This is a genomic window from Enterococcus sp. DIV0436a (assembly GCF_051711605.1).
GTDB lineage: Bacteria > Bacillota > Bacilli > Lactobacillales > Enterococcaceae > Enterococcus_B > Enterococcus_B faecium.
Genome location: NZ_JBIONA010000001.1, coordinates 1,419,068 through 1,442,184 on the forward strand (window position 1 = coordinate 1,419,068; position 23,117 = coordinate 1,442,184).

24 protein-coding genes are annotated in these 23,117 nt (G+C 39.7%); 21 read left to right on the forward strand and 3 right to left on the reverse strand.

Annotated features, from left to right (window positions below):
* Nucleotides 1–29: 29 nt before the first annotated feature.
* Complete coding sequence (locus tag IGL15_RS06885; protein ID WP_002295847.1) at nt 30–443, reverse strand: ribonuclease HI family protein; 414 nt, start codon at nt 441–443, stop codon at nt 30–32.
* Nucleotides 444–521: 78 nt separating this feature from the next.
* Between IGL15_RS06885 and IGL15_RS06890 the strand changes: the two genes are divergently transcribed.
* The gene (locus IGL15_RS06890) at nt 522–953 is read left to right on the forward strand and encodes an EbsA family protein (protein ID WP_002295850.1); all 432 of its coding nucleotides are present in this window, start codon (nt 522–524) and stop codon (nt 951–953) included.
* A 98-nt stretch (nt 954–1,051) separates the two neighbouring features.
* On the opposite strand, the gene IGL15_RS06895 is transcribed toward IGL15_RS06890, so the two are convergent.
* Entirely contained in the window at nt 1,052–1,285 is a 234-nt protein-coding gene (locus IGL15_RS06895; protein ID WP_002303804.1) for a cold-shock protein, read from the reverse strand.
* Nucleotides 1,286–1,467: 182 nt separating this feature from the next.
* Here IGL15_RS06895 and IGL15_RS06900 point away from each other — a divergent pair, with 182 nt between their 5' ends.
* From IGL15_RS06900 to IGL15_RS06990, 19 genes are all read left to right on the forward strand, one after another.
* Nucleotides 1,468–3,138: a formate--tetrahydrofolate ligase gene (locus IGL15_RS06900; RefSeq protein WP_104765360.1), complete on the forward strand. Its 1,671-nt coding sequence runs from the start codon at nt 1,468–1,470 to the stop codon at nt 3,136–3,138.
* 171 nt (nt 3,139–3,309) lie between these two features.
* Nucleotides 3,310–3,696, forward strand: coding sequence for a hypothetical protein (locus IGL15_RS06905; RefSeq protein ID WP_104762010.1), 387 nt, complete (start codon nt 3,310–3,312; stop codon nt 3,694–3,696).
* Nucleotides 3,683–4,381 carry a CBS domain-containing protein gene (locus IGL15_RS06910; RefSeq protein WP_002295857.1) on the forward strand — a complete coding sequence of 233 codons (699 nt, stop codon included), beginning with the start codon at nt 3,683–3,685 and terminating at the stop codon, nt 4,379–4,381. Before IGL15_RS06905 ends, IGL15_RS06910 begins: the two co-directional genes overlap by 14 nt.
* Before the next feature lie 4 nt (nt 4,382–4,385).
* Complete coding sequence (gene lspA, locus IGL15_RS06915; RefSeq protein ID WP_002306762.1) at nt 4,386–4,850, forward strand: signal peptidase II; 465 nt, start codon at nt 4,386–4,388, stop codon at nt 4,848–4,850.
* Complete coding sequence (locus tag IGL15_RS06920) at nt 4,847–5,758, forward strand: RluA family pseudouridine synthase (protein ID WP_002299711.1); 912 nt, start codon at nt 4,847–4,849, stop codon at nt 5,756–5,758. The genes lspA and IGL15_RS06920 overlap by 4 nt, the downstream gene beginning before the upstream one ends.
* A 234-nt stretch (nt 5,759–5,992) precedes the next feature.
* On the forward strand, nt 5,993–6,532 hold the full coding sequence (gene pyrR / locus IGL15_RS06925; protein ID WP_002295862.1) for a bifunctional pyr operon transcriptional regulator/uracil phosphoribosyltransferase PyrR: 540 nt from the start codon (nt 5,993–5,995) through the stop codon (nt 6,530–6,532).
* 13 nt (nt 6,533–6,545) lie between these two features.
* The gene (locus IGL15_RS06930; protein ID WP_104765359.1) at nt 6,546–7,829 is read left to right on the forward strand and encodes a solute carrier family 23 protein; all 1,284 of its coding nucleotides are present in this window, start codon (nt 6,546–6,548) and stop codon (nt 7,827–7,829) included.
* A gap of 12 nt (nt 7,830–7,841) precedes the next feature.
* On the forward strand, nt 7,842–8,768 hold the full coding sequence (locus tag IGL15_RS06935; protein ID WP_002288872.1) for an aspartate carbamoyltransferase catalytic subunit: 927 nt from the start codon (nt 7,842–7,844) through the stop codon (nt 8,766–8,768).
* An 18-nt stretch (nt 8,769–8,786) separates the two neighbouring features.
* Nucleotides 8,787–10,067: a dihydroorotase gene (locus tag IGL15_RS06940; protein WP_104765358.1), complete on the forward strand. Its 1,281-nt coding sequence runs from the start codon at nt 8,787–8,789 to the stop codon at nt 10,065–10,067.
* A gap of 4 nt (nt 10,068–10,071) precedes the next feature.
* Nucleotides 10,072–11,148, forward strand: coding sequence for a carbamoyl phosphate synthase small subunit (locus IGL15_RS06945; protein ID WP_104765357.1), 1,077 nt, complete (start codon nt 10,072–10,074; stop codon nt 11,146–11,148).
* Between the two features lie 4 nt (nt 11,149–11,152).
* Complete coding sequence (carB, locus tag IGL15_RS06950; RefSeq protein ID WP_104765356.1) at nt 11,153–14,338, forward strand: carbamoyl-phosphate synthase large subunit; 3,186 nt, start codon at nt 11,153–11,155, stop codon at nt 14,336–14,338.
* Nucleotides 14,339–14,391: 53 nt separating this feature from the next.
* On the forward strand, nt 14,392–15,168 hold the full coding sequence (locus IGL15_RS06955) for a dihydroorotate dehydrogenase electron transfer subunit (protein WP_002288879.1): 777 nt from the start codon (nt 14,392–14,394) through the stop codon (nt 15,166–15,168).
* Nucleotides 15,165–16,097, forward strand: a complete 933-nt coding sequence (locus IGL15_RS06960; RefSeq protein WP_104765355.1) for a dihydroorotate dehydrogenase — start codon at nt 15,165–15,167, stop codon at nt 16,095–16,097. Before IGL15_RS06955 ends, IGL15_RS06960 begins: the two co-directional genes overlap by 4 nt.
* Nucleotides 16,094–16,810: an orotidine-5'-phosphate decarboxylase gene (pyrF, locus tag IGL15_RS06965; protein ID WP_002299720.1), complete on the forward strand. Its 717-nt coding sequence runs from the start codon at nt 16,094–16,096 to the stop codon at nt 16,808–16,810. Before IGL15_RS06960 ends, pyrF begins: the two co-directional genes overlap by 4 nt.
* 6 nt (nt 16,811–16,816) lie before the next feature.
* Nucleotides 16,817–17,446 (forward strand): orotate phosphoribosyltransferase, encoded by a 630-nt coding sequence (gene pyrE / locus IGL15_RS06970; protein WP_002288884.1) that lies wholly within the window; start codon nt 16,817–16,819, stop codon nt 17,444–17,446.
* On the forward strand, nt 17,434–17,748 hold the full coding sequence (locus IGL15_RS06975) for a hypothetical protein (protein ID WP_002288892.1): 315 nt from the start codon (nt 17,434–17,436) through the stop codon (nt 17,746–17,748). The genes pyrE and IGL15_RS06975 overlap by 13 nt, the downstream gene beginning before the upstream one ends.
* A 37-nt stretch (nt 17,749–17,785) precedes the next feature.
* Nucleotides 17,786–18,427 carry a YfbR-like 5'-deoxynucleotidase gene (locus IGL15_RS06980; RefSeq protein WP_002288886.1) on the forward strand — a complete coding sequence of 214 codons (642 nt, stop codon included), beginning with the start codon at nt 17,786–17,788 and terminating at the stop codon, nt 18,425–18,427.
* 42 nt (nt 18,428–18,469) lie between these two features.
* Nucleotides 18,470–19,162, forward strand: a complete 693-nt coding sequence (locus IGL15_RS06985; RefSeq protein ID WP_181045226.1) for a carbonic anhydrase family protein — start codon at nt 18,470–18,472, stop codon at nt 19,160–19,162.
* Complete coding sequence (locus IGL15_RS06990) at nt 19,159–20,061, forward strand: LysR family transcriptional regulator (RefSeq protein WP_002288888.1); 903 nt, start codon at nt 19,159–19,161, stop codon at nt 20,059–20,061. The genes IGL15_RS06985 and IGL15_RS06990 overlap by 4 nt, the downstream gene beginning before the upstream one ends.
* Before the next feature lie 157 nt (nt 20,062–20,218).
* Here the strand turns inward: IGL15_RS06990 and efbA are convergent, their stop codons facing one another.
* Nucleotides 20,219–21,925: a fibronectin-binding protein EfbA gene (gene efbA, locus IGL15_RS06995; protein ID WP_104765353.1), complete on the reverse strand. Its 1,707-nt coding sequence runs from the start codon at nt 21,923–21,925 to the stop codon at nt 20,219–20,221.
* Between the two features lie 189 nt (nt 21,926–22,114).
* Here efbA and IGL15_RS07000 point away from each other — a divergent pair, with 189 nt between their 5' ends.
* The gene (locus IGL15_RS07000) at nt 22,115–22,738 is read left to right on the forward strand and encodes a hypothetical protein (protein ID WP_104765352.1); all 624 of its coding nucleotides are present in this window, start codon (nt 22,115–22,117) and stop codon (nt 22,736–22,738) included.
* Nucleotides 22,739–23,117: the final 379 nt, after the last annotated feature.

The window sequence follows — 23,117 nt, forward strand, 5'->3', positions numbered from 1 at the left end:
TTATAAAAAGACTCCTTAAAGTTTTTAATTTAAAGAGTCTTTTTTTCTTTTAATTGTTTATGGAGAGCCTGACGTGCAAGATTATCTGCTCCTTTATTTTTGTTTTCGGGCAACCATTGCAGGATTAATAAAGAAAATTCGGATAGAAGTTCTTGGATTCTTTGAAGGTAGGGAAGGAAGAGCTCGTTCTTCGTTGCGTTTTTGTCGACCGTAGAAACTAGTGTTTTGCTGTCTGAAAAACAGAAAATCGTTTCATTCTGTAAGTCGTTTTTCTTTAGAAATTCTAAAGTTTTTAAAAAGACTTCGAACTCTGCTTGATGGTTTGTCCCTATAGAAAGCGGGATAGATAGCTGTTCTTGTTTACCTTGATAGACAATCAAGATTCCGCCTCCACTAGGACCAGGGTTGCCTTTTGTAGAGGCATCAATGTATACTTTTAACATAAAAAGAGATTCTCCTTTTTGTTCAAACTAATGTTATGGTAAGATTATATCATTACTGAATCGGTGAGAGGTTAGAGAATGAAAAAAAATATTCGATGGCAGCCTGAACTGGCACATACGATCATCTATTGGTCATTGACCTTGATCATTCTGTTTTTTAGTCTGATTCTTTCTTTAGAAAACACAGGTCCTTATTGGAAAAGCAATTTTGTTTTAGGTATTTTTCTTGTTTTTCTATTTCTAGGTTTGCGGCGTTCTTTTATTTTAAAATCAAACTCTGTGATTATACGTTATGCTGCTTTTTGGAAAGACCGAGAAATATCTGTCGGACAGATTCGATCTTTGACGCCAACTAATACTGGGGTGCAAATGATGTTGCAAGATGAGAAAGCCCCATCTGTTTTCATGATGCGAAAAAAAGATCAAGTAGTCCTTTTTGATCATTTTGAAAAAAACGGACCCAAATCAGAATCAATTCCTTATCCTTATACGAAAAAAAGAAAAAGCTAATTTTAAAAATCAGAACCTAAAAAAACGAATTTTTACAGGAAAAGAAAAGAGTGAGACGTACGGTTCATCCCGTTTAGCGTCTCACTCTATTTGTTTATCTATTCATGCATACTAGTATCGGTAGTCTGAACGTTGCCTTTCTTGACATGGGCAGCTTGTGTTCCTCGATTCCCTTCGATGATCTCAAATTCGACCACTTGATTTTCTTCCAAAGTTTTGAATCCCTCTTCTTCAATCGCAGTAAAATGTACAAAAATTTCTTCTGTGTCATCATAACTGATAAAGCCGTATCCTTTTTTGTTGTCAAACCATTTTACAATTCCTGTGGTCAAAGCACTCACGACCTTTCTAAAGTCTGATCATAGCCTTCATTATAAAGAGTATTTATAAGTACGTCAAATAAATTAAAAACCTGTAATTTTATGTTTTTTTTCTGAATAAAAAAAGGTATAATTGGCATATCTTAACAAAGAAGATATTTTGTTGAATAAAGTTCGTGAAAAGGGGTAATCAAATGAAGAATGATCTGCAAATTTCACAAGAAACAGAGCTAGAACCGATTGTTGAAGTGGCTAGTAAATTAGATCTTAAGGAAGACGATTTGGAACTGTATGGGAAATATAAGGCGAAAATCAATTTTTCTGGAATCAATCGATCAAAGGATAACGCTGAGGGGCATTTGATCTTAGTTACTTCCATCAATCCAACACCAGCTGGCGAAGGAAAGTCAACGATCACTGTAGGGTTAGGAGACGCGCTCAATAAAATCAATAAAAAATCTGTTATTGCATTGCGAGAACCCTCACTTGGTCCTGTGATGGGAATCAAAGGCGGTGCTGCAGGCGGAGGATATGCACAGGTATTGCCTATGGAAGATATCAACTTGCATTTTACTGGTGACATGCATGCTATCACAACAGCTAATAATGCATTATCTGCTCTTTTAGATAATCATATTCATCAAGGAAATGAATTGAACATCGATGCCCGCCGAGTGATTTGGAAACGGGTAGTCGATCTCAATGATCGTGAACTGCGTAAAGTAATTGTTGGCTTGGGTGGGCCAATCCAAGGTGTCCCAAGAGAAGATGGATTTGATATCACAGTTGCCAGCGAAATCATGGCTATCTTGTGTCTTGCGGCAGACCTTGAAGATTTAAAGGCTCGTCTTGCAAGGATCGTTGTCGGCTATACATTTGACCGTCAGCCTGTGACTGCTGGAGACTTGAAAGCAGAAGGCGCTCTGGCATTACTGCTGAAAGATGCAATCAAGCCGAATCTTGTACAAACAATTTACGGAACACCAGCTTTTGTCCACGGGGGACCGTTTGCCAATATCGCTCATGGCTGCAATAGTATTTTAGCTACCAAGACAGCATTGAGATTAGCAGATTACGTTGTCACAGAGGCAGGATTTGGTGCAGATCTTGGCGGAGAGAAATTTTTAGATATCAAAGTACCTAACTTGAAAAAAGCGCCGGATGCTGTGGTGATTGTCGCCACTGTCCGTGCATTGAAAATGCATGGCGGAATGAAAAAAGATGAACTTAAAAATGAGAATCTTGATGCTTTGAAAGTAGGTTTTGCAAATTTAAAGCGCCATATACGTAATATGGAACAATATCAGCTACCTGTGATCGTCGCAATCAATGAATTCGTAACAGATACAGACAATGAACTCACACTGTTGGAGCACTTGTGTGAAAATCTGGGGATTCTTGCCAAGAGAGCGAGTGTATGGGCAGATGGAGCAGAAGGCGGCGTTGATTTAGCAAAAGCTGTAGTACGATTGATTGATAGAAAAGAAGCTAATTACAAGCCATTATACCGCCTAGAAGAAACGATACAAGAAAAGACAGAAACAATCGTCAAGAAAATTTACGGAGGAAATGGTGTTGTCTTCAGCAAAAAAGCGCAAAAACAAATAGAAGAGTTTACGAAGAATGGATGGGACAAACTGCCGATTTGTATGGCGAAAACACAATATTCATTCTCTGATGATCCTTCATTGCTAGGCGCACCGGAAGATTTCACCATCATGATCCGCGAAATCATCCCAAAATTAGGGGCAGGATTTTTAGTAGCCTTAACTGGGGATGTTATGACGATGCCTGGTTTGCCTAAAAAACCTGCTGCATTGAATATGGACGTGACAAACGACGGAGAAGTGTTGGGATTGTTTTAAGCTTGATTATAATCTACCGTATACTAAATAACTTTCATTAAACATAAGAGGAGCTGTATTTTGACTACAGCTTCTTTTTTTAGACGATAGGGAATTAATTTTGTTTACACTAGGATCATTCTTTTTCTTTATTGTATTTTGAGCTATACTAAAGCATAATAGGAGGGTATGATGAAAACGACATTTATAAGAAAAACCGGTTTTTACGGTATGGATAGCTCGATTCAGCTAAGAATCAACAATGAAAAACGCAGTGTTCTCAGTCATGAACAAAAGATAACGCTTGATCTGGAAGTGCCCTTTACGATGCAGGTCACCTTTTATTGGCTAAAAAGCCCCGTTTATACAGTGAAAGAAGCAAAGCCTGCTTATGTGATCACAATGAATTACTTGATTCTTCAAATCTATCCGTTTTTATTTCTAGCAACTGGGTTGGGAGCCGTTTTCCTACAAAATTTATTTTTCAGTTTTTTTGCAGTTATTGTGTTGATTGCGTTCTTTTTCTATATAAAAAACCGGGCATATTTGATCAAGGAGGAAAATTATGGCAAACTCTGATCTTTTTTTAATCAGTTTCAATCGAATCGAAAAATGGATGAGAGACGAGATGGGAAATGCACGAAATATGGGATTTACCGAACTTGTCAGACGCCTAGCTCAAAGAAAACAATTAATGATCAGAAAATACGAAGATGATCTTTTACAGCTTGCTCAGTTAAGGAATGCGATCGTCCATGATCGGATCGCAGTCGATTTTGTCATTGCAGAGCCAAATGATTGGACAGTCAAGCGAATCCAGCTGATCGAACAAGAACTGATTCAGCCTGAAACCGTGCTGCCTCGATTTGCAAAACGTGTAACAGGTTTTGAACAAGATCTTCCGTTACTTGAACTGTTAAAGATAGTAGCAGAAAAAAGGTATTCACAATTTCCGTTATACAATAAAGGAAAATTTGTAGCATTGATTACTTTACGTAATATCGGGTTTTGGCTAGCAAAAGAAAGCCAAAAAGGTCCGGTTGATTTAACAAATAAACGAGCGTTGGATTTGATTATCCAAAACGGAAAGTACACAAATTATCATTTTGTTCCAGCTAAAACACATATTTACGAGGTTGAAGCGATGTTTCGTGAGCAAGGGACTTTGGAAGCCGTACTTATCACTAAAGATGGGAATCCCGATGGTAATCTGCTCGGGATCGTACGACCTCGTGATATTTATAAACAAATAGAAAAGGATTGATTTTTTGTTAATTATTTATTGGATATTCAGCGCTTTGCTAGTAGGAGTGGATCAGTTGGTCAAATGGTGGATCACTGATAATCTAGCGCTTGGAGAGACGAAAAATCTTATACCAGGTATTTTGTCACTGAATCATATTCGAAACACTGGAGCCGCATGGAGTATGCTAGAAGGGAAGATGTGGTTCTTTACTATAGTGACACTCATTGCAGTCGTTGTGATTCTCACATTGATGATTAAAAATCGTGAAAAAGGTAATCGCTGGTTCATGATTGGATTGAGTTTGATTCTAGCTGGTGCGATTGGCAATTTTATCGACCGTATTCGTCTTGGCTATGTAGTAGATATGTTCCAGACAGATTTTATGAGCTTTCCGATTTTTAACGTAGCAGATGTGACACTTGTATGTGGAGTGATTTGTATATTAATTTATATTATTTTAGATGAAAAGGATCAAAGAAAAAAATGACAGAACTTAAAACGACGATTCACCATGAATCTGGTAGGATCGATAAAGTATTGACTAATTTATTCACCGATTACAGTCGTTCGCAAATTCAGCTGTGGCTGAAAAATGGAGCGGTTTCTGTCAATGGACAGCCAGTCAAAGCAAATTACAAAGTAAAACAAGGAGACGAGATTACTGTCTTGATCCCCGAACCAGAAACATTAGATGTGGTCCCAGAAAATATCCCGTTGACGATCGTTTACGAAGATGAAGATGTAGCGGTGATAAACAAACCTCAAGGAATGGTCGTTCATCCTTCAGCAGGTCATACGCATGGCACAATGGTCAATGCGCTGATGTACCATATCAAGGATCTTTCTACGATCAACGGCGTTATTCGTCCAGGTATTGTTCACCGAATCGACAAAGATACTTCCGGACTGCTAATGGTTGCCAAAAATGACCAGGCACACGAATCATTAGCTCAGCAATTAAAAGATAAGACCTCTTTGCGCAAATATGTTGCTTTAGTCCATGGAGAGATTCCTCACGAAAAAGGAACCATCAATGCGCCAATCGGCCGTTCGAAGGAAAACCGGAAAATGCAGGCGATAAGAGAAGATGGGAAGCCGGCTGTCACACATTTTACTGTATTGGAACGTTTCGAAGGATTTACTCTGGTTGAATTAAAACTAGAAACCGGAAGAACACACCAGATCCGTGTGCATATGAAGTATATCGGTTATCCGTTAGCTGGAGATCCAGTATACGGACCGAAGAAAACTTTGAAAGGCAATGGTCAGTTTCTCCATGCGCAAATGTTAGGTTTTACGCACCCGACTACAAACGAAAAGATGATCTTTGAAGCACCTCTTCCAGAAGTTTTTGAAAAAACTTTAGAAAAATTAAGAAAAAACATTGCATTTTAATTTAGATAACGGTATAGTAATTAACAACGAAAGCATAAAACTTAATAGAATTCCTTTAAGTTTAGTCCCGTGAGGCTAAGAAGGGTGGGAGCAAGGATACGTATGGTGCGCCATAAGTAGATTGCTCATTGACATAGTATAGCTATCAGTGTATCAGTATACGCTCAGTCTAAACATTCCTCCTGTCCTCTTAGGGCAGGAGTTTTTTTATGCAAAAAAGTAGGGGGAATGAAAATGCAAGCAAAAGAAGTAGTAGATCAGGTAACCATGAAGCGAGCATTGACTCGAATTACTTATGAGATTATCGAGAGAAACCATAGTATCCAAGATATCGTATTGGTAGGTATCAAAACACGAGGAATCTACATTGCATCAAGAATTGCCGAACGCCTGAAGCAGCTAGAAGATATCGATATTCCTGTAGGAGAACTGGATATCACTTTATACCGAGATGACAAAAAAGAAAATCCAGAAGAACCGGAACTTCATTCTTCTGACATCCCAGTTTCCTTAGAAGGAAAAGAAGTTATTTTGATTGATGATGTTTTGTATACAGGACGAACGATTCGAGCAGCAATGGACGCAGTAATGGATTTTGGTAGACCAAGAAAAATTTCATTAGCAGTCCTGGTCGATCGTGGGCATCGAGAATTGCCAATCCGTGCAGATTATGTTGGGAAGAACATTCCAACATCTCGGGCGGAAGAGATTTTAGTAGAGATGCAAGAGCTTGATGGACAAGATCGCATCATGATTTTGAAAGAGGAAGATTAGAGGAGAGAGAAACATGTCGGAGAAAAAAGGATTTCATAATGATGACGTGGTGTTAGATATCCACGATCGCCCAACCCCAGGACATTGGGTAGGATTAAGTTTACAACACTTGTTCACGATGTTCGGAGCAACCGTGTTAGTCCCCATCTTAGTAGGTATCGATCCAGGTATCGCGCTAGTCAGTTCAGGACTAGGTACATTGGTGTACTTATTTACTACTAAAGGAAAGATACCTGCGTACTTAGGAAGCAGCTTCGCTTTCATTGCAGCGATGCTGCTTTTGATGAAAACAGATGGTTATCCAGCGATTGCACAAGGAGCAGTCACAACTGGATTAGTCTACTTGATTGTTGCGCTGATCATCAAAAAGATCGGTTCAGCATGGCTGGATAAAATCTTGCCTCCAATCGTCGTCGGTCCAGTCATCATGGTTATCGGGTTGGGACTTGCGGCAAATGCAGCAACAAATGCTATGTATAATCAGGGCACGTATGATTTCAAGTATATTGCTGTAGCACTGATCACATTAGGATTGACCATTTTCTTCAACATGTGGCTAAGAGGTTTTCTCGGATTGATTCCGATTTTACTAGGTATCATTAGCGGATACATCGTAGCCTTGCTGTTTGGAATCGTGGATACTAAGCCAATCGTAGACGCTGCCTGGTTTGCTGTTCCTAACTTTGAGATTCCCTTTGTACAATATGAACCAAAGCTATATCTTGGAGCAATCACAACAATGGCACCCATCGCTTTTGTGACGATGACAGAGCATATCGGCCATCTTATGGTATTGAATAAACTAACTAAACGTAATTTCTTTGAAGAACCGGGTCTTCATAAGACGTTGACAGGTGATGGGTTAGCACAAATCGTGGCAGCCTTTGTCGGAGGTCCTCCTGTAACAAGTTACGGTGAAAACATTGGTGTTCTGGCTATCACACGTGTCCATAGCGTGTTTGTGATCGGTGGAGCTGCAGTATTTGCAGTCATTTTAGGATTCGTAGGAAAATTAAGCGCTTTGATTTTAAGTATCCCTGGACCAGTCATCTCAGGAATCAGTTTTATCTTATTTGGAGTAATTGCGGCAAGTGGAATGAAGATTTTAATCGAGAACAAAATCGATTTTGATAAAAAGAAAAATCTGTTGATTGCTTCAGTTATCTTAGTAGTAGGAATTGGCGGACTCGTCTTTGAAGTAGGCACATTTACATTGTCGGCAATGGCATTAGCAACTGTACTTGGCATCATTTTAAATCTTATCTTACCAGAAACTTCACGAAGCGAAGAAAACTAAGGAGGAAACATTATGATCATCAAATCAGAACGTATCAGCTTAAAGCATTTATTGACCGTTGAGGCACTTACTGATCAAGAAGTTATGGGCTTGATCCGCAGAGGGCAGGAATTCAAGCAAGGTGCTAATTGGACTCCGCAAAAGCGCCAGTACTTTGCTACAAACCTCTTTTTCGAAAATAGTACTCGCACACATAAAAGCTTCGATGTAGCGGAGAAAAAACTAGGGCTAGAAGTGATTGAATTTGAAGCAAGCACAAGCTCTGTCCAAAAAGGGGAAACACTATACGATACAGTACTGACGATGTCAGCATTAGGCGTAGACGTAGCGGTTATCCGTCATGGTGATGAGAACTATTATGACGAACTGATACAAAGTAAAACAATCCAGTGTTCGATTATCAATGGAGGAGACGGAAGCGGACAGCATCCAACCCAATGCTTGCTTGATTTGATGACCATTTACGAAGAATTTGGTCATTTTGAAGGTCTGAAAGTTGCCATCGTAGGTGATATCACTCACTCTCGCGTAGCTAAATCCAATATGCAGATGTTAAAACGTCTAGGCGCACAAGTATTCTTCTCAGGTCCTAGAGAATGGTACGACGATGAATTCGAAGTGTACGGACATTATATGCCATTGGATGAACTACTAGATCAAGTTGATGTCATGATGATGCTTCGGGTGCAACACGAACGCCATGATGGAAAAGAAAGTTTCTCAAAAGAAGGCTACCATCAGGAACATGGGTTAACAGTTGAGCGTGCGAAGAAGTTGCAAAAACATGCAATCATTATGCACCCAGCACCAGTTAACCGCGATGTAGAATTAGCTGATTCATTAGTGGAAGGATTACAGTCGCGGATCGTTCAGCAAATGAGCAATGGAGTATTCGTCAGAATGGCAATCTTAGAAGCAGTGCTAAATGGAAAAGCGTAATTATAGGAGGATGAAAAAATGAAAACACTCATTAAAAACGGTCAGATCAATACACGAAAAAATATGACGACACCAGCAGAAATTTGGATAGAAGATGGGCGAATCAAAGCAATCGGTACAGGATTCTCAGAAGCCGAATTTGATGAAGTGTTTGATGCAAAGGGACAATTGATCACACCTGGTTTAGTGGACGTCCATGTTCATTTGAGAGAGCCAGGATTTACATACAAGGAGACGATCGAAGCTGGGACTCGCTCAGCTGCTCGTGGTGGTTTCACTACTGTATGCGCGATGCCAAATTTAAATCCTGTACCTGATACGGCAGAAAAGCTGAGACAAGTATATGACATCATTAGAAAAGATGCAGTTGTGAAGGTATTGCAGTATGCGCCAATCACAGAAAATCTGCGAAGTGAGAAATTAGTTGATCAAGAAGCACTGATTGAAGAAGGTGCTTTTGCTTTCACAAATGACGGTGTAGGTGTCCAAACAGCTGGGACGATGTATCTGGCTATGAAAGAAGCTGCAAAAAACAATAAAGCCCTAGTAGCCCATACAGAAGATGAATCTTTATTATTTGGCGGCGTTATGCACGCTGGCAAGAAGGCAGAAGAACTTGGTCTTCCCGGGATCTTAAGCGTAACCGAGTCTTCTCAAATTGCTAGAGATCTGTTGCTAGCTGAAGCAACTGGTGTTCATTACCATGTTTGCCATGTTTCTACTAAAGAAAGTGTCCGTGTAATCAGAGACGCAAAAAAAGCAGGAATCCACGTAACAGCAGAAGTTTCACCCCATCATCTTATTTTGATCGACGAAGATATTCTCGAAGATTTCGGCTTTTGGAAAATGAACCCGCCACTAAGAGGACGGGAGGACAGAGAAGCTTTGATCGAAGGCTTGCTTGACGGTACGATCGATTGCATCGCTACAGATCATGCCCCCCATGGATTAGAAGAAAAAAGCCAAAGTTTCATGAAATCACCATTTGGTATCGTAGGAAGCGAAACAGCGTTTCAACTGATCTATACTCATTTTGTAGAAACTGGTCGATTCACGTTGGAACAAGTGATCAATTGGTTGGCAGTTAAACCGGCTGAGATTTTTGGTTTGAATGCAGGAACGCTAACGGTTGGTGCCCCCGCTGATGTAGCAGTTTTTGATATTACACAAACTTGCACGATCGATAAAGCAGACTTTTTATCAAAAGGGGAGAATACACCTTTTATCGGCTGGAAAGTAAAAGGCGAAACACAAATGACTTTTGTCAACGGAAAACTTGTGTGGCAGAAGGGAGAATAAAAGTATGGAACGTTTGCTTATATTAGAAGATGGAACAGTTTTCGAAGGAAAGGCTTTTGGTGCAGATGCTAGTGTCTTCGGAGAAATCGTTTTTACAACAAGTATGACTGGTTATCAAGAAACTATCACTGATCAAAGTTTTAACGGTCAAATCATTACATTTACCTATCCTATGGTGGGTAATTATGGGGTAAATAGAGATGATTATGAATCGATTTCTCCAACATGCAAAGGAGTAGTAGTAAAAGAACATGCACGTGTAGCTTCAAACTGGCGAAACCAAATGACGCTAGATTCATTTTTGAAACAAAAAGGAATTCCTGGAATATCAGGTATCGATACGCGCGCCCTTACTCGCAAAATCCGTGAAGTCGGAACGATGAAAGCTAGTATCGTTGATGCTGGAGATTCCTTCGAACATGTATTTGATCAGCTGAAAGCAACCGTTCTAGCAACCAATCAAGTGCAGCAAGTCTCAACTAACAAACCTTATCCAAGTCCAGGAACAGGTCGGAAAGTCATTGTCATTGACTTCGGCTTGAAACATAGTATTTTACGAGAATTGAGTAAAAGAAACTGTAACCTCACAGTACTTCCCTATAACACAGATGCCGAGACGATTTTAGCGCTATCACCAGACGGAGTCATGCTGACGAATGGACCTGGTGATCCAAAAGATGTGCCAGAAGCAATCGAAATGATCAAAAAAATCCAAGGAAAAGTACCGATTTTTGGTATTTGTCTCGGTCACCAGTTATTTGCTTTAGCCAACGGTGCAGATACCTATAAAATGAAATTCGGACATCGAGGATTAAATCACCCGGTACGAGAAGTAGCGACCGGAAGAATTGATTTTACTTCTCAAAATCATGGCTATGCAGTCGATGAAGCCACGATTGATCCAGAAAAACTCATCGTAACTCATGTAGAAGTAAATGACGGAACAGTAGAAGGAGTCAAACACAGAGATTATCCCGCTTTCAGTGTGCAGTTTCATCCAGATGCTGCCCCTGGTCCGCATGATGCACTACATTTATTTGATGAATTTATGGAAATGATGGACGCAGGAAAGGAGCAGTAAACAGATGCCGAAACGTACAGATATCAAGAAAATTATGGTGATTGGATCTGGTCCGATCATCATTGGTCAAGCCGCAGAATTTGACTACGCAGGAACACAAGCCTGCCTTGCCTTAAAAGAAGAAGGATATGAAGTGGTTTTAGTAAATTCTAATCCTGCGACGATCATGACGGATAAAGAAGTGGCAGATCAAGTATATATCGAACCGATCACACTTGAATTTGTATCAAGGATTCTTCGAAAAGAGCGTCCAGATGCTCTCCTTCCAACTTTAGGCGGACAGACAGGCCTCAATATGGCAATGGAGCTGGCAGCATCAGGTATTTTAGAAGAATTGAACATAGAACTTCTAGGAACAAAGCTTTCTGCGATCGATCAAGCAGAAGATCGTGATCTATTCAAACAGTTGATGAAAGAATTGAATCAGCCAATCCCCGAGTCTGAAATCGTCAATACAGTAGAAGAAGCTGTAGATTTTGCAAATAAAATCGGCTATCCTGTCATCGTTCGTCCAGCCTTTACTTTAGGCGGAACTGGTGGAGGTATGTGTGAAAATGAAGAAGAATTACGTATCGTATCAGAAAATGGATTAAGTCTTTCCCCCGCTACCCAATGTTTGATTGAACGAAGTATTGCAGGTTTTAAAGAAATTGAATATGAAGTGATGAGAGATTCGGCTGATAATGCAATCGTTGTCTGCAATATGGAAAATTTTGACCCAGTGGGTATCCATACAGGTGATTCTATCGTATTTGCCCCTAGTCAAACATTGTCTGACCATGAATATCAAATGCTTCGTGATGCTTCTCTTTCGATTATTCGAGCACTTAAGATCGAGGGAGGCTGTAACGTCCAACTCGCTCTTGATCCACATAGTTTTAATTATTATGTGATTGAAGTCAATCCGCGTGTTTCTCGTTCATCTGCGTTAGCAAGTAAGGCGACTGGCTATCCGATCGCTAAGCTAGCTGCTAAAATAGCGCTTGGATTAACATTAGACGAAATGAAAAATCCTGTTACAGGAACGACTTTTGCAGAATTTGAACCTGCATTAGATTATGTTGTAGCTAAAATTCCTCGCTGGCCGTTTGATAAGTTTGAAAACGGAGAACGGCTTTTAGGCACGCAGATGAAAGCAACTGGTGAAGTGATGGCTATCGGTCGGAATATCGAAGAGTCTTTATTGAAAGCTGTGCGTTCTTTAGAAATCGGTACACACCATATCGAACTTCCTGAGTTGGCAGACATCACGGACGATGACCTAATCCAAAAAGTGGTTCGAGCACAAGATGATCGCCTGTTTTATGTAGCTGAAGCTATTAGAAGAGGGTACACCATAGAAGAATTAGCGGATTTGACAAAAATCGATTTATTCTTTTTAGATAAACTGTTGCATATCGTAGAAATCGAACAGCAGTTGAAACAGCAGCCGTTGGATGACAAGATATTGAAAACAGCGAAACAAAACGGTTTTACAGACAAAAAAGTGGCGGAGCTGTGGGAAATAAACGAAGAAGCCGTTCGCCAGATGAGAAAAGAAAATGATTTGATTCCTGTATATAAGATGGTTGACACTTGTGCAGCGGAATTCGAATCAAAAACACCTTATTTTTATAGTTCCTATGAATATGAAAATGAAAGTTCACGATCAGAAAAGCCCTCAGTTCTAGTACTGGGATCTGGTCCTATCCGTATCGGACAAGGGGTTGAATTTGACTATGCGACTGTGCATTCTGTCAGGGCAATCCAGCAGGCAGGATACGAAGCAATCATCATGAACAGCAATCCTGAAACAGTTTCGACTGACTTTTCTATTTCGGATAAATTATATTTTGAGCCATTGACCTTCGAAGATGTGATGAATGTGATCGAGCTAGAACAGCCGATAGGAGTAATCGTTCAATTTGGTGGTCAGACAGCAATCAACTTAGCCGAACCTTTGACTGCTGCTGGTGTAAAAATCTTAGGGACAACGATCGAAGACTTGGATCGTGCGGAAAATCGTGATTTATTCGAGCAAGCGCTGAAAGAGTTGGATATTCCTCAACCTTTAGGGGATACTGCTACAAGTAAAGAAGAAGCCGTGGTTATCGCTTCGAGAATTGGTTATCCAGTTCTTGTTCGTCCAAGCTATGTATTAGGCGGACGTGCGATGGAAATCGTTGAAAACCAGCGAGATTTAGAAGATTACATGGAACATGCCGTGAAAGCATCTCCAGAACATCCAGTACTAGTGGACCGTTACTTGCTTGGCGGTGAATGCGAAGTGGATGCGATTTGTGACGGTGAAACAGTACTCATCCCAGGGATCATGGAGCATATTGAGCGTGCTGGTGTCCATTCAGGGGATTCAATGGCTGTGTATCCACCTCAAACATTATCTGAATCGATCAAGAAAACGATCGAAGATTACACGATCCGCTTAGCATTAGGTTTGAATTGTGTCGGGATGATGAATATCCAGTTTGTCATCCATGAAAATGAGGTTTATGTGATCGAAGTCAATCCTCGAGCAAGTCGGACTGTTCCATTCTTAAGTAAGGTGACAGGAATTCCAATGGCACAAATTGCGACGAAAGCTATTTTGGGAGAGAAACTAAAGACACTTGGTTATGAAAACGGACTTTATCCAGAAACAAAAGAAGTTCATGTTAAAGCACCTGTCTTTTCTTTTACGAAATTGCAGAAAGTTGATACTTACTTAGGGCCTGAAATGAAATCGACTGGAGAAGTAATGGGATCTGACAGACAATTAGACAAAGCTTTGTACAAGGCATTCGAAGCTTCTGGATTACACTTGCCTGAATATGGAGCCGTATTATTTACGATTGCGGACGAAACAAAAGAAGAAGCACTAGAATTAGCTAAACGTTTTACAGAAATTGGCTATAGTCTGATAGGAACGAAACATACAGCTGCTTATTTCGAAAAAAATGGTCTGGTCGTTGAAACAGTAGCGAAAATTTCTGAGGAAGCAGCAGAAAAAAATGTAGTCGACTTAATAAGAGATGGTAAAACACAAGTGGTTGTCAATACGATTGATAAAGATCGGGGAAATGCTTCTAAAGACGGTTTCATCATCCGAAGAGAAGCAGTTGAACATGGTATTCCATTGTTTACTTCTTTAGACACAGCAGATGCGATCGTTCGAGTGATGGAATCCCGTGCTTTTTCAACTAACCCTATTTAACGGCGAGCACATGTTAAGACAAAAAGACGAAAAACCGTTGCAGGAGGGGACAGATGAAACAAGAAATGATGGAAATCGTTCAGCAAAAACAGCTGGCACCAAAGATTTTTGAAATGACATTGAAAGGTGATCTAGTAAAAGAAATGCAGCAACCAGGACAGTTCTTGCATATCCTCGTGCCGCGTGCAGACTTGCTATTACGCCGACCGATTAGCTTGAATCATATCGACCACGAAACAAATACTTGCCGTATCATTTATCGGGTGGAAGGTGAGGGGACTAGAGTCTTCTCTACTCTTTCTGCCGGAGACCATTTAGATGTCATGGGTCCTTTAGGCAATGGTTTTGATTTGTCCAATCTTCATACAGGAGACGAAGTATTTATAATCGGTGGAGGAATCGGTGTCCCTCCTCTATATGAGTTATCAAAACAGTTAGTCGAAAAAGGAATTAAGCCAACGCATTTTTTAGGTTTTGCCACACATGAAGTCGTTTATTATGAAAAAGAATTTAATCGTCTAGGAGAAACAAGAATCGCTACTGACGATGGAACATACGGTATGCACGGAAATGTCGGTAATTTATTGTTAGGAACGAAGACGGAACCTACAGCTGTTTTTGCATGTGGTTCAAACGGGTTATTGAAGACAGTGGAACAGCTGTTTTCTTCGCATCAAAATGTCCAGTTATCATTAGAATCCCGCATGGCATGTGGGATAGGGGCTTGCTATGCTTGCGTTTGTCATACGCCGGAAGATGAAACAGGAACAAAAAGTGTGAAAGTTTGTGACGAAGGACCGATTTTTAAAATAGGAGAGGTAATTATATGAATGAGAATCCTTTAGCAGTCAAGCTCCCCGGTCTAGAATTAAAAAATCCTATCATGCCGGCAAGCGGCTGTTTCGGTTTTGGCAAAGAATACGGAAAATACTATGATTTGAATCAGCTTGGATCGATCATGGTCAAGGCAACGACTCCAAATGCCCGCTTTGGCAATCCCACACCAAGAGTGGCGGAAACACCATCTGGCATGTTGAATGCAATTGGTTTGCAAAATCCTGGTCTAGACGTTGTTATGCATAAACTTCTTCCAGAATTAGAGGAGTACAATGAGTTACCCATCATCGCAAATGTTGCTGGTGCTTGTGAAGAAGACTATGTAGAAGTTTGTAGCAAAATTGGCGAAGCGCCAAATGTGAAAGCAATCGAGCTGAATATTTCTTGCCCAAATGTCAAACATGGCGGAATTGCTTTTGGAACAGATCCTGATGTTGCTTTTCAATTAACACAAGCAGTAAAGAAAGTTTCTTCTGTTCCTGTCTATGTCAAATTGTCCCCAAATGTAACAGACATCGTTCCAATCGCTCAGGCAATCGAAGCTGGAGGGGCAGATGGGTTTACGATGATCAATACTCTTCTTGGTATGCGGATTAACCTTAAGACAAGAAAACCGATTTTAGCCAATCAAACAGGTGGACTCTCCGGACCAGCAATCAAGCCTGTCGCTATTCGTTTGATTCACCAAGTAGCAAGTATATCCAGCCTTCCAATCATTGGGATGGGCGGCGTGCAGACAGTGGATGATGTTCTTGAGATGTTTATGGCTGGAGCAAGTGCTGTAGCTATAGGGACCGCGAATTTCACCGATCCGTATATCTGTCCTAAACTAATTAAAGAGCTCCCTGTGCGAATGAGCGAACTAGGCATCGAATCGCTGGAAAAATTAATCAAAGAAGTGAGAGAGGAACGTGAACGATGAATCAACTAGACCAACGACCAATTATTGCATTAGATTTTTCAACTAGGCAAGAGGTAGAAGACTTTCTTCGATTTTTCCCGAAAGAAGAAAAATTGTTTGTGAAAATCGGAATGGAATTGTTCTACCAAGAAGGACCTGAAATCGTACGTTATCTAAAAGAGGCTGGTCATAATGTATTTTTAGATCTGAAACTTCACGATATTCCGAATACGGTCGAAAAAGCAATGCGGGGATTGGCAAAGCTTGGTGTTGATCTCACCTGTGTTCATGCCGCTGGCGGTATTCGTATGATGGAGGCGGCAATGCGAGGATTAGAAGAGGGGACTCCAGAAGGTGGAAAACGTCCGCTACTTCTAGCTATCACTCAGCTTACTTCTACAAGTGAAGAAGAAATGCATGCCGATCAACTAATCGAAGTTTCTTTAGAAAAAAGTGTGATCCATTATGCTAGCTGTGCCAAAAAAGCAGGATTAGATGGTGTGGTTTCTTCTGCTTGGGAAGTAGAAGCGATCAAAGAAATGGCAGGAGACGAATTTGTTTGCTTAACTCCGGGTATAAGACCAGAAGGAACAGTCGCAGGAGATCAGACAAGAGTAGTCACACCTTCTCAGGCAAAAGAGATCGGCTCAACTTTTATCGTTATAGGTCGACCAATCACTCAGTCAACTAATCCTTATAAAGCATATCAAACGATTCAAACAGAATGGAGCTAACCTAAAATGAATGTTGAACAAAGTATCGCAAAAGACTTATTAGAAATTGAAGCAGTATTTTTAAATCCAAGTAATCCTTTTACATGGGCAAGTGGAATCAAAAGCCCAATTTACTGTGATAACCGAATCACGATGAGCTATCCAAAAGTCCGAAAAGAGATCGCAAAAGGATTAGCAAGCAAAATCAAAGAAGCTTACCCTGAAGTACAAGTGATTGCTGGAACTGCAACAGCAGGAATCCCTCATGCCGCATGGGTAGCGGAAATACTGGATTTGCCAATGGTCTATATTCGAAGTAAGGCGAAAGATCATGGGAAAGGTAACCAAATCGAAGGACGTATATTTGAAGGTCAGAAGATGGTTGTGATCGAGGATTTGATTTCTACAGGCGGAAGTGTCTTGGAAGCAGCTGAAGCAGCAAAAAGAGAAGGTGCGGATATCCTTGGTGTTGCGGCTATCTTTACGTATGAGTTGCCAAAAGGAAAAGCAAATTTCGAAAAAGCCGAAATCCCTCTTATGACGTTGACCAATTATTCTGTATTGATTGAAGCAGCTTTAGAAGATCGTTATATCGATGAGCAAGAATTAACTCTGCTAAAAGAATGGAAAAAAGATCCTGAAAATTGGCAGATTTAAGCGCGCTTGATGAAGATAGAGAAATCCGATTTGTGTCTCCAGAATCATCAATTGGAATAGCAAAAATCCAAAAACTGATTGCGAGAAGCATCTTTTCATCAGGTATGAAAAGAAACTTCTATCGTGATCAGTTTTTGATTTTTTTAAAATTCATTTTTCTAAGACTGGTTAGCAGAAAGAAGAGAATAATCTCTTCTCTTTTTTCTATTATATATAGATTTTCTCTATTTTTTGGTAAGGGAGCTGTTTCAAAAATGGTAAAGAGCGGAAATGTTGCGAATATCAGTTATTTAATGATATGATATTCGGAAAAAGAAATCTCAAAGGGAGGTAACTTTTATGGGATTGAATGAATTTATTTTAGGATTGAACAATTTAGAGACGATCACAAGGGCACCTGGATTTTTTAAATATACAGAGCATACAGTAGCAGCACATTCGTATCGTGTAGCATCTATTGCGCAAGTTCTAGGAGACATTGAAGAAGCGAATGGACAACCGATCGATTGGAAACTGCTCTATGAAAAATCATTGAATCATGACTACACAGAGCGTTTTATTGGTGATATCAAAACGCCGGTGAAATACGCAAGCAAAGAGTTAAGAGGGATGCTGCAAACAGTTGAAGAAAAGATGACGGACGAATTCATCAACCAAGAGATTCCAGCTGAGTTCCAAGAAGTTTATCGCCGTCGGTTGTTCGAAGGAAAAGATGAAACCGTAGAAGGAGAACTATTAGCCATTTCAGATAAGGTTGACCTTCTTTATGAATCTTTTGATGAAATCATCAAAAATAACCCGGAAAAAGTTTATAAGGAGATGTTCATTGAGGCAGTGACTACGATTAAAAGCTTTGAACATCGGCCTTCTGTTCAGTATTTCTTTAAAGAGATATTTCCGGAACTATTGAACCAGGAATTTTATGGAAAAGAGGCGTTTTTAGAAACCGTCTCAACGATTGTAAAGAAAGAAGAAAAATAAAAATGATATGAGATGCAGGGGGAAGTATAGTTGAAAAAGAATATGGATGTCGAATGGGGCTATTCTGGAGACAAAGGTCCGGAAAATTGGGCGAGTTTATGTGATTGGTTTGCGAGAGGTGCGGAATTTCCATTGCAGTCGCCTATTCATTTGACCAAGGGGGAAGAAACCAAAATAGAAGGAGACACGCTTTCCTTTCATTATCAAAAGCAACGGTTTACTGACAAGGAATTCAAAAACACGATTCATTTAGTACCTTTTGACCAACTCAGTTATGTAGAGTTCAAGAAAGAACGCTATTATTTGACAGATATTCATTTCCACTTGCCTTCTGAACATATCATCAACGGAAAACAGGAAGATATTGAATTTCATTTTGTTCATATGAACAGCAAAAAAGAGAATCTAGTTGTGGGTGTCATGTACCAGCTAATGGTACAGGAAGGTTGGCTGTATAATCAAGAAAATGGGGAAAGTTGGAACTTAGAAAAACATGAGCATTGGATAAATCCGGATGTGTTCTTTCCGGAGCAAAAAAGCCATTTCCATTATATTGGCTCATTGACAACTCCGCCTACCAGCGGGCCAATCCAATGGTTTGTAATGGATCATGTAGGAAAACTGAACCAAGAGTTTCTTCTCCCCTTCGATGGTCAGTATGCTCGACCGAACAACCGACCAATCCAGCCCTTGAATGGAAGAGAAATTTATTATTTCGAGGAGTTTGAGCAATGAATATTCAGCAGATGAAATACGTGGTCGCTGTAGCAAACAATGGTAGTTTCAGAGAAGCGGCAAAGAAAATGTTTGTCTCCCAGCCAAGTCTTTCAGCTGGTATCAAAGAATTAGAAACCGAGTTAGGGATCACGCTGTTTACTCGAACGAATCGAGGGGCATATTTAACAGAAGAAGGGCAAGACTTCTTAAATCGTGCCGAGAAAATATTGGTCCAGCTTGATACATTAGAAACTCACTATCTAACGAGTGAAAAGAGAGACAATTTTTCGATTGCTGCCCAGCATTATGATTTCTTAGGTCCTTTGACCGCACAGCTACTCGAGGAATTCAAAGACGAGATCAAACAATTCCGGATCATGGAGACGACAACGGCGAGAGTGATCGAAGAAGTCAAAGAGCAGCACAGTGAGATCGGTATTATTTATATGAATGAGCATAATCAAGCTGGTATCAGAAGATATTTACAACAAGGAGAGCTAAGTGGCCGAAGCATTGGAAAATTCAAAACGCATATTTTTTTAAGGCAAGGACATCCATTAGCTGAACACGCAGAGATCACCAAAGAAGAATTGTTATCTTATCCTCAAGTTCGTTTTACACAGGATGGAAATAATTTCCCGTATTTTTATGAAGACCTTATCGAGATCCCTGATCAAGAAACAGTGATTTATACGAGTGATCGAGGTACTTTGATGAATATCGTTCTTGAAACTGATGCTTACGCTTCAGGATCTGGTATTGTGATTGGAGGGATTCGCGAGCATTTGCGGTTAATCCCTTTGGCAGAAGGCGAACTAAATGAATTTTATATCATTTATTCGGCGAAACGTCCGCTCAGTGAAATCGCTCAAAGATTTATCAAAGAGCTTACTCGGTTACTGGACCAGCAGAGCTAAGAAAAGCAGATGAGAACGCTGTTTATTGAACACCGTTGATCAAAAAAGAGGGGTTGTGACAGAATTTTGTCACAACTCCTCTTTTTGTAGCAAACAATTTATAACTAATTGCTGTTGTGGGAAAGTACGCAAATATGATTCTAGAAACACTCATTGATTACCTGTTTTGTTTCATAGCTGTAATTTTTTCTTCTTCTGGTGTCACGATAATCGTCTTTTGGTTTTCATAAATAACATAACCAGGCTTAGCGCCATTTGGTTTTCGGATATGCTTTACCTGTACAAGATCAACCGACACTTGGGCAGAGTATCGGTATTTTGAAAAATAGGCAGCTAACTCGGCAGCTTCTGTAATTGTTTCATCTGAGGGCTTGTCACTTTTAATGATGACGTGCGAACCGGGTATATTTTTTGCATGAAGCCAATAGTCGGTTTTTTTAGCTGTCTTCATTGTCAGCTGGTCATTTTGAAGATTGTTTTTACCAACAAGAATGAGCGTTCCGTCAGAAGAAAAGTATTGATCAGGCTGAGATGGTTTCTTACGTTTTTGTTTTTTTAAGTTCTTCTTTTTCAGGTATCCTTCTGAAGTCAATTCTTCTTTGATTGCTTCGATATCCATTGGACCGGCAATTTCCAGTTGAGATAAGACAGATTCAAGATATCGAATTTCATCTTTGGCTTCTTGGATTTGTTCGCCAATCAGCTTAACAGCGTTCTTCAGCTTTTGGTATCGATGGAAATATTTCTGTGCATTTTGATTTGGCGTCAGCGCCGGATCTAATGCTATTTTGATTGGCCTATCTTCTTCATAATAATTAGGTAAAACAACTTCTTTTGCGCCGCGTGGTACTTGTGTCAGAAAAGTAGTAAGTAGTTCGCCATCTCTACGGTAATTCTCAGCGTTTTCGGATTCTTTGAGTGTTTGTTCACGTTTTTTCAATTTATTTTTATTTCGTTTTAGTTCATTTTCGATTTTTCGAATCAGTTCTCCGCCTTGTTGTTTTGCCCGATCTTTCTCTGCTTTTTCGTGATAATAGCTATCTAATAATTGACTGAGTGTTGGATAAGTTGTCACAGCAGATGCTTGTTCGGAAAATACTTGGTAAACAATTGGCGTAAAGAAATCTTTATTTGTCGTTTCGTAAAAAGTAGGAACTGGGTGATTGATGATTGATGAGAAAAATTCGTCCCAAACAACCATTTTTTCATTAGGACGTTCCAGTAATCTTTTGGTCAGCTCTTGAGCGGTATCGAAACCGATTCCCTGAAACTGACGTTGGATTGCTTTTGGCTCTAGTTCAGTTTGGGAAAGCCGCTGAAAGATTTTTTCTTTCTCGGAGCTAAATGGGTTCAAGACCTCTTGTTTTGGCGGAGCAACATATTCTACACCAGGAAGCAAAGAACGATAAGTGTTTTGAGAGCTTCCAATGTGTTTGATCGCATCCAGTATTTTTCCAGTTTCTCGATTAACTAAGACGATCGTACTATGACGTCCCATTAATTCAACGATCAATATGATATTTTGTAGATCACCCAACTCGTTTCGTTTAGCAAAGTGGAAATGGATCACTCGATCATTTTCGATTTGTTCGATGTCTTCTAAAATAGCGCCATCCAAATATTTTCGAAGCATCATCACGAAGTTAGGCGGATTATCAGGATTCTGATAATCGATTTGGGTAATCTGTACACGAGCATAACTTGGGTGCGCAGATAATAATAATCGATGGTTTTTGCCGCGTGAACGAATCACCAGCACAATTTCATTTTCATAAGGCTGATGGATTTTCGAGATCCGGCCAGATAGTAACGTTTCACGCAATTCGTTGACCATCGCGTGGGTAAATACACCATCAAAGGACATGGTTCATTCCTCATTTCTTTTCATAAGTATATTCATTATAACGAAAAAAAGAAGAAAAACCAATTTGGCCGAATAGTAAAGCAAAAGTCTAGAAAAATCTTGGACTAATTACATAAAAAACAGTGTTTCTATCGTTGAAATCCAAATTTTTAGGTATAATAAAAAATAGGAGAAAAAGTAGAAAAGAAGGTGTTTGTTATTTGGGAAGTAGTTAAATCGAGAGTACAAGAAATGAATGAACATTTCTCAGTGTCATTCGCAGAAAATCCAAGTAAGTATTTTCGACGTCTTGTGTCTCTGCTCATCTTATCATTGCTGTTAACAGTTGCAATGTTTTTATTGCCGGAAAAAATCCGAGAAGAGCAAGTAAATAGTCTCGTTTATTCGTCTATACCAACCAGCAAATTGAAACCTTTTGATTACAGCAAAGCTGATCAGAAAATCAGGCAAAGCCGGGCGATATCGGTGATGTTCAGCAAACCGAACGGGAAAACCTATCAGGACATGCTTGATGTTTTTAATGATCCTGAGCTTATGGAAGAATTGAATCGACCGATCTTTTATTATCCAATCGTTTATGATGTACATGAACTGGAACAAAAATATAACATACGAACGGATGAAGTGACATTTATTTTCTTTGATGGAGGAAAAGAAGCAAATCGGATAACTGCGGGTAAGGGAGGAATAACTGATTTTGATAAGGAGTTGATCCCTGAACTGAATCGACTTCCGTTAGCCAATATCAAACAATTAGAAGAAGAATTGGATAGAACGGGAGTAACTTCCCAAAATTCCGAGATTGCTAATTGAGACATTGGCGCGATGAAACGGTGGGTCTATATAGCGCTATTTTTAATTATCAGAACAAGTGATGTTTGATCTTCAAAATAACAAATAAAAAATTAAAAAATATAGTTGACGAAATTCAAAAATTCGATTAGACTTAAATCAATTCTTAAGGAAAGGGTGACCTGTAATGAACTTATCAAAACGTATTTCAGCAGAAAACAAAAAAAATTGGCGCAGCTGGCGTAGATAAGTTGTATTAATGGTGAGACTTTCCCATAGATACAACTTTTTAGAGTGCATTTCTAAAGCTTGTATCTATGCTAGACATGAACATTGACTGCCGCATAGATTAGAATCTATGCGGTTTTTTGTGTAAAGACAATGACCGCTTTGGCCATTG